This window comes from Thiomicrorhabdus heinhorstiae (assembly GCF_013391765.2).
Lineage (GTDB): Bacteria > Pseudomonadota > Gammaproteobacteria > Thiomicrospirales > Thiomicrospiraceae > Thiomicrorhabdus > Thiomicrorhabdus heinhorstiae.
The window spans coordinates 100,023-114,604 of the sequence record NZ_JACBGI020000005.1 but is presented as its reverse complement, the minus strand read 5'-3'; the positions used below and the strand labels follow the sequence as shown (position 1 = coordinate 114,604).

Genomic DNA, 14,582 nt, shown 5'->3' with positions numbered 1-14,582 from the left:
CCAGAATCTCTCCGACTCGCAACAGCGGACGCTTTTTGATTTCACCATCACCGATCACCCCTTCCGAGGTCGAAAGCGACTCGCCGATATAGGATTGATAGTGACCGTCAACCTCGACCGCTTCCAGCTCCAGAGGTTTCGGCTCTTTTATTTCGTGCGCAGAAACCTGAGCCGAGATTGCCAAGCAGGCAATCGGCACATAATTCAAGCTTTTCATAAAGTATCCTTAAGGTATTTTTATTTATGTAGACGTTTTGAAAGAATCGTGAATTGCTCCCGCCTAAAAGAACAACGAATTGCTGCCTATCAGAATCGAACCGACCCCGGCAATAGAGAAAGCGGTACAGACATTGCGTCTGGTCGTTAGCAGGTTTTCATTCACAAATGCAATCAAAAGCCCGAAGACCAGAAAGACCAGCAACACACCCAACGAAAAACTGGCGACCATGAGCAAAGAAACCGACTGGCCAGAGATGGCAGCCAAAGTGATCAGCATCCCCCGAATGCCGCCGATTCCCATCAGAGTACCAAGTGAGATTGCCGAGGCCAGACGCGTTTTCTGTTCGATACTCTGTTCCGGCATCTCGTGCGAATGAGAACGACCGAACCAGATATGGGTGTGAGTGACGCCTTCGTGCTGGTGCTGATGCAACTGAATGCGGTTGGTCACGACCAGAAACAGTAGATACACCCCGATGCCGATAATCACTGCCGATGCAATCACATCACCATAAGCCAGAATCTCCTCCGGAATGTCCATCTGCTGCAGAATTTTCGCAAACAGGAACAGGGTCAGGCCATGCGCAACTGCAAAACCCACCGTATACATCAAGGTTTTTCTGCGATTCTGCCCAATCGAAAAATCGGCGATCGCCATCAGATGATCCGGCCCGAATGCGTGCAGAATGCCATAATAAAAAATAATCAGTAAACCGAATTCCATGCTCAGTTTCTCTTTTTTTAAACAGATTTTTCAATCTGAAGGGTAATCGAACCGGCCTTGTCCAGACCGGAGTTGGCTTTAACAGATTCTCGGCAGCTGCTCTCCGACCAGCATATCGACCACACGCTTGCCACCGAAATCAGACTGCATAACCACCCGACCTCTGTGGTCATCTACCACTTCGGCCACCATCGCCGCATTGATGCCCGATGGATGGCTGCGCATCAATTGCAACGCCTGCTCGGCAAAATCCGCCGGAACAACCAGCGCAACCTTGCCCTCGTTAGCAAGATACAAAGGATCCAGACCCAGCACTTCGCAAACGCCGCGGACTTCCTGTTTGATCGGAATCTGCCCTTCGTCGATCAGAATGCCGACCCCGGCTCCCTGAGCATACTCGTTCAGCACCGTTGCCAGACCGCCGCGGGTTACATCACGCATCGCATGTACGGGAATGCCTTCTGCAAGCAGCAACTGAATCAAGGTCGTCAGGGCGGCACAGTCGGATTCGATCGTCGTTTCCAGAGCCAGTTCGCCACGCGCGGCCAGAATGGCGACGCCGTGATCACCGATATCACCGTTAATCAACACCTTATCCCCGGTTTGAATGTGCGTAATACCTGAATCCATTCCAACCGCCAGCACACCAACGCCGGCAGTATTGATAAACAGCTTGTCGCAACTGCCGCGATCCACCACCTTAGTATCGCCGGTCACAATTTGTACATCAGCTGCTTGCGCCGCAACGGCCATGTCCGCCAAAATCTCAATCAGCTCCGCAAACGCCAGCCCTTCCTCGATGATCAGACCGCAGCTCAAATACAGCGGCTGCGCACCGGATACGGCAAGATCGTTTACCGTTCCATTGATGGCCAGATGCCCGATACTGCTGCCGGGAAAGCGAATCGGCGTCACTACATACGAATCCGTCGTCATACAGAGACGACCGCTTTGCGGAAGCGGCAGTCTTGCCTGATCTTCCAGCGGCGAATCCGATGGCTTGCCGAAAAACGGCAGAATCACCTCATCGATTAACTGCTGCATGGCTTTGCCGCCGCTACCGTGGGCCAGCGTGATGACCTGATCGCCAAAACGCCCGATCAGTGTCTGTTTCAAATTTTCTATTGATTTCATCGACTTACAACCTGGGAAAGAGGAATCTCAATTTGTCCGTAGTGGTAGTGAGCGGCGCAGGCGCCTTCGGTCGAAACCATTAAGGCACCAATCGGGGTTTGCGGCGTACAGGATTTACCGAACAATTTGCACTGTTCAGGCTTGATCACTCCGGTAACCACTTCACCGCACTGCGCCGCATCCGGATCGGCGATTTTCAGTCTCGGCATGGAGAATTTACGTTCAGCATCGAAATCGGCATATTTTTCACGAATTCGCACTCCGGAATGATCGATCGAGCCCATGCCGCGCCACTCGAAAAATTCGCGGAGTTCGAACACATCCCCAATCGATCTCAAAGCCACTTCATTTCCCATCTGCGGAACAATGCGTTCATACTGATTCTCGATTTCACAACGGCCATCGACCAACTGCTTGACCAGCATGTAAACCGACTGAAGGATGTCCAGCGGTTCGAAACCGGCAATGACCAATGGGCGGTGGTAATCTCTGGAAATAAACTCATACGGCTGAGAACCGATGACCATACTGACGTGCCCCGGCCCCAAAAAACCATCCAGACGCATATCCGGCGAATCCAGCATCGCTTTGATTGTGGGAATAATGGTGATGTGGTTGCAAAACAGGGAGAAATTTTTTACCTGCTCTTTTGCCGCCTGCTGAAGGGTCAAAGCCGTACTTGGCATGGTGGTTTCAAACCCCAAACCGAAAAAGACCACTTCACGCTGCGGATTCTGCTTGGCAATCTGCAGAGCATCCAACGGCGAATACACCATCCTGACATCGTGCCCTTCGGCCTTTGCCTGCAATAGACTTTTTTTCGAACCGGGAACTCGCATGGCGTCTCCGAAGGTCGTGAAAATCACACCCGGTTGCTCGGCAATCGAAATACAATCATCAACCACGCCCATCGGCAACACACACACCGGGCAACCCGGCCCGTGAACAAACTCGATTTCTTCCGGTAAAAATTGTGCCAGACCATAACGAAAGATCGAATGGGTATGGCCTCCGCACACTTCCATAAACTGCAACGGACGCTGCTTGGAAACCTGCAATGTCTTAACCAGTTCGGCGATTCTTTTCGCGATGGCCTGCGCCTGTTTTCCATTACGGAATTCGTCGACATATTTCATCTTATTTCCCAACCTGTTTTTTGCGGTCATCCGCCAAAAGCGAATGAACCAGATCCCATAAAATGTGGTACGTCGTCAAATGACTTTCCTGAATGCGGTGAATGCTCATACTGTCGACGACCAGACAAATATCCACATCGGGACTTTTTGCCATAACCCCTCCGTCCATCCCGGCAAAACCGATGGTATGCATTTTCAGCTCTTTGGCTTTGGAAAATGCCTGCATCAGATTTTCGGAACAGCCGCTGGTAGAAAAACCGACTAAAACATCACCACTTCTTGCCTGAGCTATCAACTGTCTGACAAAAGCGTTGTTAAAGCCCAGATCATTACTTGCAGCAGTAATCATGGTGGAATCCGCCCCAAGATTGATTGCTGGAAGCGCCGGCCGGCCGGCTGTGATCGGATGCAGAAATTCCACGGCAAGATGCGAGGCATCGCAACTGGAACCGCCATTCCCCATTGAGAACATTTTGCTGTCACCACGGTAAACATCAGCAATGCATTTAGCTGCCATCAGCAATTTAGCTTCCTGTGATTTAAAGTAGGCAAGCTTGACTTGAACACTCTCTTCGACTTTCTGCTGCATTGCAGCGGCAAGTGTTTCGTCGGAGAGCCCAAAAGACGCTGTGCCCATTTCGGCAGAAGTCTCTGTCGGCACTGCCGCAGCGGCTTTGTCCCCGGCAAAGGGATAAAATCCGCTGAGAATGCTGTCGGTTGATTTATCCTGCATGGCGTTCCCCCTCCGGAGGCGTCTGACGAAGAGACTGCTCGCTCTCCTTCATGGCATCCAATTCTTCGTCGACTTCGCCGAGCTCTTTTAGAATCGCCAGCGTTTTGGCCGCCTCTTCCTCGTCGATCCGGCTCATGGCAAACCCGACATGAACCAGAACCCAGTATCCGATACAACTGTCTACCGGTGCGCCGGGTTCGACCACACAAGCAACATTCACTTCTCGCCTGACGCCGGAAACTTCAACCATCGCCAACTGACGTTCCTCATCGGTTATTTCAACCACTTGCCCAGGAATTCCTAAACACATCTCAACTCCTCCCCCTTCTTCTGTTTTCTATTTACGGGTTCTGACTGTCCGATCGAATGACATCACCATCGATGTTTATCCGACCTTTTCACTGACCGCTTCGCCACCATGATTTTCGGTGATACCGAAGCGTTCCATTTTTTGACGCAATCCAACGCGGGACAAACCAAGTTCTTCGGCCACTTTGGTTTTGTTCCAACGTAAGCGGATTAATGCCTCGCGAATGATCTGCTCTTCGATCTGCGCCACTTTTTCTTTCAGAGATCCGTTGACGCCGGACACCCACTCCAATTCCATTTCCATGTCTTCCGGAGCGGCGCGCAAAACACGCGGCGAACAGAACTCGGCACGCAAAGGTTCACCCTGCGGCGTCATCATAAAACTGCGTCCTATCTCGTTCTGCAATTCACGAATGTTACCCGGCCAGCGGTAATCCATCAGGCACTGCATCATTTCATCGGTAAAACCACCGAACGGGCGGGCATATTGCTCGCAAAGATGCTTCAAGAAGGCATTTGCCAACAACGGGATATCTTCCTTCCGTTCATGCAGAGAAGGCAGTTGAACCACATAACCGACCAGACGATAAAACAGATCTTCACGGAAACGACCGGCTTTAACCTCTTCTTCCAGATTGCGATTCGTCGCCGCAACGATGCGAACATCGACTTTTCTCGGTTTGGAGTGACCCAGCGGGCGAATTTCACCCTCCTGCAAAACTCTCAGCAGCTTGACCTGAAACGACTGGGAAATTTCACCAACCTCGTCCAGAAACAGCGTACCGCCACTGGCCTGCTCGAACAGACCGACATGATCCATATAGGCTCCAGTGAAAGCGCCTTTTTTATAACCGAACAATTCGCTCTCTAATAGCTGATCCGGTAAAGCCCCGCAGTTTTCAGCTAGGAAAGGACCATCTGCTCTAGGTGAGTTATAGTGAATCGCTCTGGCAAATAACTCTTTTCCCGTCCCGGATTCACCGGTAATCAGAACCGGAAAATCGAACGAAGAAATCTGACAAACCCGTTGAATCACTTTGTCCAGCAGGCCATTCTCGGTGCGCACGATTTCGTCGCAACCATAGGTTTTCTTTAACTGCTCTTTCTTCTGCTTGACTTCTTTTTCAAGCGCACTCGGCGCAACTTTCAATTCCACCGATAACAGACGGTTCTCGCGTTGCAGCTCAAACAGCTCCACTGCGTTCTTTAAGGTATGGATCAGCTGCTCCGGCTGCCACGGTTTTTCGATATATTGATAAATCCCGGCTTCGTTCACACCACGAATTGTGTCTTCCAGACTGGAATAACCGGACAGCAACACCCGAATGACATCCGGCCACTGTTCTTTAACACGAATTAAAAACGACACCCCGGTTTCTTTCGGCATCCGGTGATCGCACACCAGAACCTGAATGTATTCGAAGCGCAAGATTTCTTCAGCCTCTTCGGCAGACAAGGCGGTATAGACCTTGAAATCCTTGCGTAGCGTCCGCTTCAGGGTAGCGACTGATTTTTCGTCGTCGTCAACGACCAGTACACTTGGTTGTTCTAGAATCATAGGCTGACATCCAATGCCGATTCGATTGCCTTGACCTGCGATTGCATGCGGGCGGCAAATTGACTCAACTTGTGGTTACGGTGCGAAATCAGCCAATTCAGCCATTCGTCCATACCTTCGCCGCTTTTCGCCGAAACCAGCAACACTTCAATGTTCGGGTTTACTTTTTGCGCATATTGGATACAGGCATCGACATCGAAATCCAGATAAGGCAACAAATCGACTTTGTTGAGTACCATCAGATCCGCCGCCGCAAACATATCCGGATATTTGATCGGTTTGTCTTCCCCTTCAGTCACCGAAAGAATCGCAACCTTATGGTCTTCTCCCAGATCAAAAGCCGACGGGCAGACCAGATTGCCGACATTCTCGATAAACAGCACCCCGTAATCTTCCACCCCAAGATGGGAAATCGCATGTCCGATCATGTGTGCATCCAGATGACAGCCTTTACCGGTGTTGACCTGAATTGCCGGCACGCCGGTTGCACGGATTCGGTCGGCATCATTAGCCGTTTGCTGATCGCCTTCAATCACCGCAACCGATAGCTTGTCTTTCAAGCGCTCGACAGTTTGCGTCAACAAAGTCGTTTTACCAGATCCCGGACTGGAAACCAGATTCAGAACAAACAAACCCTTGTGCCCGAAAGCATGGCGATTTTCGTGAGCGTATTCGTCGTTTTTCGACAGAATATTCTGTTCAATCTCGATCATTCGGCTCTGGCTCATCCCTGGAGCGTGCGCGTGTGCCGGCCCCTGCCCGTAATGCAGATCTCCATTTTCACCATGCTGATGATCATGGCTGTGAGCATGACTATGATCATGCGCATGATCGTGAGTATGAGCGTGAACGCCCTCAATGGAGACTTCGCCTTCTCCGCAGCCACAAACTGTACACATATTTACTCTACCTCTATCTCTTTAATACTCAGTGTTTCCCCGCCGGTAACTTGCAGTTGGTGACTACCGCAGGCAGGACAATCATCATAACGGTTTTCGATCTGTACGTGCTTGGAACATCCCATACACCAGGCTTGTCCCTGCTCTCCAATCACAATTAATTCGGCCCCTTCGGCGATCGAATTACGGGTTACCACATCCCAACCGAAGCGAAGTGCATCGATTTCGACACCGGAAAAGACTCCCACGGTCAGCCAGACTTTTTTTACCTTCTGAAAATGCTGTTTCTGCGCTTCGCTTTCCAAAGAAAGAACAACGCCTTCGCAAATAGACATCTCATGCACAATCGCCCCCCTATTTCTATACTCTTTTTATACTTACGCCACGAACCGAACCGGCACGCAGGGGTCTATCACTTGAGCGCACAAAGCCGCAAACTCTTCCCAGCGCTTGCTGTCTGAAACCTGCTTCGAAAGCTCGTTCAATAACTGTTTCGCCACCCCGTCCGGATGGAAGTTCCACTCGGTCGGCGCACAAATCGCATAATCCGTCACCTTGCCGGATTCGACATGCGCCAAGTGATAAAGACGCCCGCGGGCGGTTTCAACCCAACTCTGGCAGGTATCACCCGATCGGTTCACGCCGAAGACCGGCCGTTCATAATCATTTTTTCCGCAACCGAGCGATTGCCAGAAAACTGCAGCATCAAACCACTTAGCACGAACACGATCAACCAGAGGCAGACCGATTCTGAAGTCCATTAATTCAATTTGAGCCTCAATTCTGGAAAGGGCGCTGTTCTCGTACACGTCGCCCTTGCGAACCGGCGATTTTACCCAACCCGACCATTGACACCGTTCAATATCAATCAATCCGTTTCGCCCTTCTTCGCACAGTGAGCGGTGTAAACCGGACGGCAAATCCAATGAGCTAAAATGAAAAAACGACTCTTCCACTTCCAGCAAGCGCATCATCAACTGTTCAGCCCATGATCCGGGAAGAACGATCGCGCCGGAAAGGCTGCACAGCTCAATGCCATATTGCTTGTAGGCATCAGCGATCACATCAATTAACCGATTGTCATCATCCAACTTGTTCTGCCATTGACCGACTCCCTGTAACAAGCGGCCGGCTTCCGCCGCGTCACACAAACCCAGATAACGCAGCAATTGCACTAGCGTCAGATAATGCTCTTTCATAGCCTCGACAGTGACCGATTTCTGCATATTCGCCAACGATAACGAACCTAAAGGCGACAGCGCCAGTTGCGACGCAAATGTCTGCGCCCGACCGCATAGCTGGTAAGCCAATCCGACAAATTGAACCACTTGCTGCGGTTCGCGGTTTACACACATCGACTGCAAGCGGAAAGGTCTTTTCGACTCTACGCTCAAAGGCTCTCTCTGAATATAAACCTCACCTTGCATCAGATACTCTCACTAGTTTCACCGGCTAACGCATCCAGCCCGAACAGCTTTCTTCTGGAAATCACAGACTCTCTTTTCTCTTCAGGTTTTTCGACTTTATTTTTCTGCTTCATAGACCGCTCCTCATTCTGAGGTTTAAACAGATCTGGCTCTTTAGCCGCTGTGTCAAACACCAATCTCAAGCACTGATCCGCTAGTGAAACCGCGACTTCCTGATTTTCAAACACGTGGGTGTCCGAAACCAGAGAGCAAGTATAAAAGTAGCCAAGTTCCGCTTCGTGATTGACGATAAATTCATAATCGCCGGAAGGGAATTTGACCAGAACCGTTTCCCCCAAACCGGCTTTATACAGCTGATGATGACGATCAGTCCCCTCTTCATCAACGATTTTAAAAATCAAATTGACAAACCACGGCGACACCATCGCCCCCAAATAAATATTGGTGCAGATTTCTTTCAGGCTCGCAAAACCAACGGATAGTCTTGTATTGACAATCGGAAGCTCCTTCATACTTCCCTGATAAACTTTCTCGAAATAACTTTCTACTCGCTCTTTCCAACGGTTAACATCAAAGCTCTCCGTTGGTGAAAAGTGGATTGGTTGGGAATCAGGGGTTATCAGGTTTCGAGCATCCATAATCAAGTATCCTCTTCTGTCAGAACCATAAACTGGTCTTTTTCGCCGTCGCAGTCGGGACAGCGCCATTCGGGAGGCAATTGCGAAAACGGCGTTCCGGGCGGAACCTGCCAGAAATCGTCACCGATTGCCGGATCGTAAATATACCAACAGATTTTGCACTCCATTCTTGTGGCTTCATTGATCTGCGAGTCGTCTCCCAGATAAGAGCCTTCAAACCCTTTCGAATTATTGTGTAACACGGACGGACTCCAACATTTCAGCAATTCGTTCATGACTATCTTCGATATCTTCAAGCGACGCTTGCGTCACAATCGGCACATCAACGACTTCAATCGTATTCAGAATCATTTTGTCTTCAGAGTTGAAATACTGAACCCACCAAACATTTTTTAAGCCCGTCGAGGTAACACGACAACTGCCATAACCTCGACTCAAGAAAACAGCCGGTCCTTCGCCAAGAGAGTCACCCAACAGCTGTAAATCTTCGGGAGACTGGGGCAAAAGAGTCAAATTGACGATGTGTGCAGCATCTCCATAAGAGTATTCTTTCGATTTTTCGTCCAACTCAGTTAATAACGAAGGCGCATTAATAATTCCTTCCGGCAAAACGTCTGGGAGAGTCACCGAGTTTTTAGCATCCTCGAATGTATGCTTGGAAACGATATCCGGGATCAAACCGATTTCAATCGCTTGAAATGGCCTGCCAGCATGGCGACCTGCGATTCGCCAGACTCCCGCCAGAACCGTTTCTTGAATTCGGTATTCACTATCCCTCTGATTAAAGATTAGCGATACCTCTCCCTCTCCAAAAAAGCGATTAATAAAGTCAAGGTCATCTCCAGGCAAGGATCCCAAATCCAATAGCACAGATTCTCCTGTTTCTTGAACCTGCTGCAGAGATGTCTTGACTTGTTCAATCACACCTTCAGCCTGAGGATAATGATGCAAGCTATCATCCATAATTACCGGAGCATGGAATACACTCATATCATTCGGCATCGGCATATAATCCAAAACCATTCCATCCTCGCTGTCTGGCTGAGAGCCTGGACCTACCACTGAAACAGGAATACTTAATTCTCTATACTGTGACATCTCATTTCACCTCTATGCCGATACCGATGGAAGGTGCAAAAGTCGGCACCTTATCTAAAATTTTTGGGATTTCATTCATATATTCAGACCAATCCTGAATTCGAGCAATCATGTCAACATACCTTCCGTTTTTCAGAAAAACCAATGCCGGCCACATAGTAATTCCATACTTTTGCGCCAGAGTACGTTCGCTTTCTTCGTCAACGACCCCAACAGAAAATACTCCAGGAAAAGCCTTGATCAACTCTGGCACAACGACAATCAAGTCATTTGCTTCCTGGTAACGCTTTGGATCACCAATAAAAACAATCATACTGACCGGCTTGGAGTCGACAAAATCCTGATAAATTTCTTCAGTCAAGCGTGTCAAAGCCTGATCTTCAATAATTTTATTAATTAAGCTTCTTGGCACTGTTCTCTCTCTTCTCTTCTTTTAGAAAGTTTGGTAATTCGGGCTCTCTATCAATCAAGTCGGCAAAAAAGGCATCTACATCCCCGCCCTCCAGAGCAACTGCCATTGCTTTTCTCGCGCTCAAAACCTGATCCAAAACATCCATTTCTATCACCTCTCTAGCAACCCCCAAAAATACCAACACCCACGTACCGGCCGGTTGCTCTCCAAGCAATGACATATCCACTTCCTGCTCACGTCTTTCCTCCTCATTACAGCAATGCGCGACAAGACCTTCGCAAGATAAAATTTCCATCGGAACACCAATACACATCACTCCGATCCTTCAAATAGCTTTCTTCCATCAACGGGGATAGGTTTCACATTGCTAATCCCTTCATAAAGAGGCATTTCTCTCAATCGATAATTTTCGCTCACCAGAACTCTCTCATCACCGATTCGGCTTGCCATCCATTCGGGGGGCCGCTCGGATTCATACTTGGTTTTATTCAATTCTTTGGTTACCAAATCTGTTTCTAAACTCTCTTTGCGCATGTACTCCACCCCCCATTTCTCAAGAAAGCGCATAGCGATCTCAACACAAGGACCAATCTGCTCATTAACCTCAGAAGTCAGCGACCCACCAAAATCTTCCAGCAGTTTAGGCTGCACACCAATCAAGGCAAGTTTCTTTGGATAACCCCCCATCAACTTCGCAGTAGATAAAACCTCCTGAAAACCAGTCTGATGCAAACTCATTTTTTTGCATCCCATGAAGTTCGGAACCGCATCATTCACAACGACACGAATTTCTCCCGGATACATCCCATAATCGACTGCATCAAAAATAATCAGGTTATCGGCCTCTTGGACATGATGAACCAGATAGATCCCCTGAGTCCCACCATCCATAAGTTCGACAGAACCATCAAAAGCATAGATTGCATCCATATGCTCAACGCAACGAATACCAAAGCCTTCATCTGCCCAAAGCAAATTGCCTATTCCTAAAATTAAAGTTTTCATTTACTTTCCAAATCGGTAATTTAATTTTCACTTTTTTAAAATCATAGCTTTTTTCATCCAAACTAAAAATCAAAAAAACTTATGCTTTCTTTATTACCTCTTATAGAAGAAAACAATTAACTCTCCAAAATTGATAACTTTATTTTCAAAAAAATCATAATTCGGAATCAAAGCTTCCAGAAAAACTTCTTTAAATCCTAAGCAAAATACAAGTTAGTCATTGAAATATATACGATTTTCATAAACTGGCATCAGCACAGCTATCTTCGAACAACCAACATATGTACAGAAAACATTTGTTTCTGGCTTATGTCCGCTAGATCTAATCAATTTCAATGTAAAAAATAATGAGGATCTCTAATGTCATCACAAGTTGAAACATTCTACGAAGTCATGCGACGCCAGGGAATTACGCGCCGCAGCTTTCTGAAATACTGCAGCCTCACGGCTGCAGCACTGGGATTTGGGCCTGCCTACGCAAACAAAATCGCTCATGCGATGGAAACCAAACCACGTACACCGGTTATCTGGTTGCACGGTTTGGAATGTACCTGCTGCTCGGAATCATTTATCCGCTCTGCACATCCATTGGCAAAAGACGTTGTGTTATCAATGATCTCTCTGGATTATGACGACACAATCATGGCCTCCGCAGGTCATCAAGCAGAGGCTATCCTCGAAGAGATCAAAGAAAAGTACAAAGGGAACTACATTCTTGCAGTTGAAGGAAACCCTCCTCTGAATCAAGATGGTATGTCCTGCATTATCGGTGGACGCCCTTTCTCTGAACAATTGAAATGGATGGCGGAAGACGCTAAAGCAATTATCTCTTGGGGATCCTGCGCATCCTGGGGATGCGTACAGGCCGCAAAGCCGAACCCGACGCAAGCCACTCCAGTACACAAATTCCTTGGCGGCGGTTACGACAAGCCAATTATCAAAGTACCTGGATGCCCTCCAATTGCCGAGGTCATGACCGGTGTTATTACCTACATGCTAACATTCGACCGAATTCCAGAATTGGATCGTCAGGGCCGTCCGAAAATGTTCTACTCACAGCGTATTCACGACAAATGCTATCGCCGCCCACACTTCGATGCTGGCCAATTCGTAGAAGAGTGGGACGACGAAGGCGCCCGCAAAGGTTACTGCCTATACAAAGTCGGCTGTAAAGGACCAACAACCTATAACGCCTGTTCAACAGTCCGCTGGAATGAAGGAACCTCCTTCCCTATTCAAGCTGGTCACGGCTGTATTGGTTGCTCAGAAGACGGCTTCTGGGACAAAGGATCTTTCTATTCACGTGATACGGATATGAATGCGTTTGGTATCGAAGCGACCGCAGATGATATTGGTAAAACCGCCGTCGGCATTGTCGGTGCAGCCGCTGTCGCCCATGCAGCAATGAGCGCCGTAAAAGCCGCTCAAAAGAAAGGAGATAAATAACAATGAGCGTATTAAATACACCAAACAACTACAAGATGGATAACTCCGGGCGACGCGTGGTCATTGATCCTGTTACGCGTATCGAAGGCCACATGCGTTGTGAAATCAACGTCGACGAAAATAACGTCATCCAAAACGCCGTTTCAACAGGAACTATGTGGCGTGGTCTGGAAGTAATTTTACGAGGACGAGACCCTCGAGATGCATGGGCCTTTGTAGAGCGTATCTGCGGGGTCTGCACCGGTTGTCACGCTTTGGCATCGGTACGTGCGGTTGAAGATGCTCTGGACATCAAAATCCCGCACAACGCCTCTCTGATTCGCGAGATCATGGCCAAAACACTTCAGGTTCATGACCACGTTGTACACTTCTATCACCTACATGCTTTGGACTGGGTCAATCCGGTCAATGCTCTGAAAGCAGACCCGAAGGCAACTTCTGAGCTACAGAAGCTAGTATCACCTCACCACCCTCTGTCAAGTCCGGGCTATTTTAAAGACATTCAAACAAGAGTTCAGAAATTCGTCGACTCGGGCCAACTTGGAATCTTTAAAAATGGTTACTGGGATAACCCTGCTTACAAACTCTCTCCTGAAGCAGATCTTATGGCAGTTACCCACTATCTGGAAGCACTGGATTTCCAGAAAGAAGTCGTCAAAATCCATACCATTTTCGGTGGTAAAAACCCTCATCCAAACTACATGGTCGGCGGAGTTCCTTGTGCAATCAATATGGATGGTGATATGTCAGCCGGCGCTCCGATCAACATGGAGCGCTTGAATTTTGTAAAAGCTCGCATTGAAGAAGCCCGAACTTTTAACACGAATGTTTATGTTCCTGACGTTATTGCCATCGCAGCCTTCTACCGTAATTGGCTATTCGGAGGAGGCTTGTCAGCAACCGACGTAATGGATTATGGCGCCTATCCGAAAGTTCCTTACGATAAATCGACTGATCAACTTCCTGGTGGCGCAATTATCAACGGTGACTGGTCAAAGATTCACGCAGTTGACCCGAGAGATCCAGATCAAGTTCAGGAGTTTGTTACTCACTCTTGGTACACATACCCTGATGAAACCAAAGGACTTCACCCTTGGGACGGGATTACCGAACCAAACTATGAACTAGGTTCAAAAACCAAAGGAACAAGAACCAACATTGTCGAAATCGATGAATCAGCGAAGTACTCGTGGATTAAATCTCCTCGCTGGAGAGGTCACGCGGTTGAAGTTGGACCTCTTGCACGTTACATCCTGGCTTATGTTCACGGAGTGAAGTACGTTCAAAATCAGGTCGACACCAGCTTGGCACGATTTAACGCCGTTTGCCGCCTACTTGATCCTGGACATCAGGACATTACAGACCTGAAAGCTTTCCTAGGATCAACCATAGGCCGAACACTAGCCCGTGCTCTGGAATCCGAATATTGTGGTGACATGATGCTGGATGACTTCAATCAATTGATCAGCAACATTAAAAATGGCGACACCAGCACAGCCAATACCGAAAAATGGGAACCTTCCAGCTGGCCTGATCATGCTAAAGGTGTCGGAACTGTGGCAGCACCTCGTGGCGCCCTAGCACACTGGATTGTTATAGAGAAAGGCAAAATTAAAAACTACCAGTGTATCGTACCGACAACCTGGAACGGTTCCCCTCGTGATGTCAAAGGCAATATTGGAGCTTTTGAAGCGTCTCTTATGGGAACCCCTATGGAACGTCCGGATGAACCTGTCGAAGTACTTCGAACGCTTCATAGCTTTGACCCATGCTTGGCTTGTTCAACACACGTCATGAGTGAGGAAGGCGAAGAAATGGCAGTGGTCAAAGTTCGCTAACGACAT

General features: G+C 48.4%; 18 protein-coding genes. 2 read left to right on the top strand and 16 right to left on the bottom strand.

Annotated elements, in window-relative coordinates; genetic code table 11:
• The 16 genes from H8792_RS04975 to H8792_RS04900 all read right to left on the bottom strand — a co-directional run.
• A partial coding sequence (locus tag H8792_RS04975) for a hypothetical protein (protein WP_228766952.1) occupies positions 1–217 on the bottom strand: 217 nt, incomplete at its 3' end.
• A 63-nt stretch (positions 218–280) separates the two neighbouring features.
• A complete protein-coding gene (locus H8792_RS04970; RefSeq protein WP_185977822.1) occupies positions 281–943 on the bottom strand; it encodes a hypothetical protein in 663 nt (220 codons plus the stop codon).
• A gap of 78 nt (positions 944–1,021) precedes the next feature.
• Positions 1,022–2,077 carry a hydrogenase expression/formation protein HypE gene (gene hypE / locus H8792_RS04965; RefSeq protein WP_185977821.1) on the bottom strand — a complete coding sequence of 352 codons (1,056 nt, stop codon included), beginning with the start codon at positions 2,075–2,077 and terminating at the stop codon, positions 1,022–1,024.
• On the bottom strand, positions 2,074–3,213 hold the full coding sequence (hypD, locus tag H8792_RS04960) for a hydrogenase formation protein HypD (RefSeq protein WP_185977820.1): 1,140 nt from the start codon (positions 3,211–3,213) through the stop codon (positions 2,074–2,076). Before hypD ends, hypE begins: the two co-directional genes overlap by 4 nt.
• A 1-nt stretch (position 3,214) precedes the next feature.
• Complete coding sequence (locus H8792_RS04955) at positions 3,215–3,946, bottom strand: D-sedoheptulose-7-phosphate isomerase (protein ID WP_228766951.1); 732 nt, start codon at positions 3,944–3,946, stop codon at positions 3,215–3,217.
• Positions 3,936–4,256 carry a HypC/HybG/HupF family hydrogenase formation chaperone gene (locus H8792_RS04950; protein ID WP_185977819.1) on the bottom strand — a complete coding sequence of 107 codons (321 nt, stop codon included), beginning with the start codon at positions 4,254–4,256 and terminating at the stop codon, positions 3,936–3,938. The genes H8792_RS04955 and H8792_RS04950 overlap by 11 nt, the downstream gene beginning before the upstream one ends.
• Before the next feature lie 75 nt (positions 4,257–4,331).
• Positions 4,332–5,813 (bottom strand): sigma-54-dependent transcriptional regulator, encoded by a 1,482-nt coding sequence (locus H8792_RS04945; RefSeq protein WP_185977818.1) that lies wholly within the window; start codon positions 5,811–5,813, stop codon positions 4,332–4,334.
• Entirely contained in the window at positions 5,810–6,712 is a 903-nt protein-coding gene (gene hypB, locus H8792_RS04940; RefSeq protein WP_185977817.1) for a hydrogenase nickel incorporation protein HypB, read from the bottom strand. The genes H8792_RS04945 and hypB overlap by 4 nt, the downstream gene beginning before the upstream one ends.
• Before the next feature lie 2 nt (positions 6,713–6,714).
• On the bottom strand, positions 6,715–7,047 hold the full coding sequence (hypA, locus tag H8792_RS04935) for a hydrogenase maturation nickel metallochaperone HypA (protein ID WP_185977835.1): 333 nt from the start codon (positions 7,045–7,047) through the stop codon (positions 6,715–6,717).
• A 42-nt stretch (positions 7,048–7,089) separates the two neighbouring features.
• Positions 7,090–8,139, bottom strand: a complete 1,050-nt coding sequence (locus H8792_RS04930; RefSeq protein ID WP_185977816.1) for a hypothetical protein — start codon at positions 8,137–8,139, stop codon at positions 7,090–7,092.
• Positions 8,139–8,777: a [NiFe]-hydrogenase assembly chaperone HybE gene (hybE, locus tag H8792_RS04925; protein ID WP_185977815.1), complete on the bottom strand. Its 639-nt coding sequence runs from the start codon at positions 8,775–8,777 to the stop codon at positions 8,139–8,141. The genes H8792_RS04930 and hybE overlap by 1 nt, the downstream gene beginning before the upstream one ends.
• Before the next feature lie 2 nt (positions 8,778–8,779).
• Positions 8,780–9,019, bottom strand: coding sequence for a rubredoxin (locus H8792_RS04920; RefSeq protein WP_319558457.1), 240 nt, complete (start codon positions 9,017–9,019; stop codon positions 8,780–8,782).
• Complete coding sequence (locus H8792_RS04915; RefSeq protein WP_185977813.1) at positions 9,006–9,875, bottom strand: hydrogenase expression/formation protein; 870 nt, start codon at positions 9,873–9,875, stop codon at positions 9,006–9,008. Before H8792_RS04915 ends, H8792_RS04920 begins: the two co-directional genes overlap by 14 nt.
• Position 9,876: 1 nt before the next feature.
• A complete protein-coding gene (locus H8792_RS04910; RefSeq protein ID WP_185977812.1) occupies positions 9,877–10,287 on the bottom strand; it encodes a thioredoxin domain-containing protein in 411 nt (136 codons plus the stop codon).
• Entirely contained in the window at positions 10,268–10,600 is a 333-nt protein-coding gene (locus tag H8792_RS04905; protein WP_185977811.1) for a HypC/HybG/HupF family hydrogenase formation chaperone, read from the bottom strand. Before H8792_RS04905 ends, H8792_RS04910 begins: the two co-directional genes overlap by 20 nt.
• Positions 10,600–11,292 (bottom strand): HyaD/HybD family hydrogenase maturation endopeptidase, encoded by a 693-nt coding sequence (locus H8792_RS04900; protein ID WP_185977810.1) that lies wholly within the window; start codon positions 11,290–11,292, stop codon positions 10,600–10,602. The genes H8792_RS04905 and H8792_RS04900 overlap by 1 nt, the downstream gene beginning before the upstream one ends.
• A 360-nt stretch (positions 11,293–11,652) precedes the next feature.
• On the opposite strand from H8792_RS04900, the gene H8792_RS04895 reads away from it, so the two are divergent.
• Both H8792_RS04895 and H8792_RS04890 read left to right on the top strand, forming a co-directional pair.
• Complete coding sequence (locus H8792_RS04895; protein WP_185977809.1) at positions 11,653–12,738, top strand: hydrogenase small subunit; 1,086 nt, start codon at positions 11,653–11,655, stop codon at positions 12,736–12,738.
• A 2-nt stretch (positions 12,739–12,740) separates the two neighbouring features.
• Complete coding sequence (locus H8792_RS04890) at positions 12,741–14,576, top strand: nickel-dependent hydrogenase large subunit (protein WP_185977808.1); 1,836 nt, start codon at positions 12,741–12,743, stop codon at positions 14,574–14,576.
• The last annotated feature ends 6 nt before the right edge of the window (positions 14,577–14,582 follow it).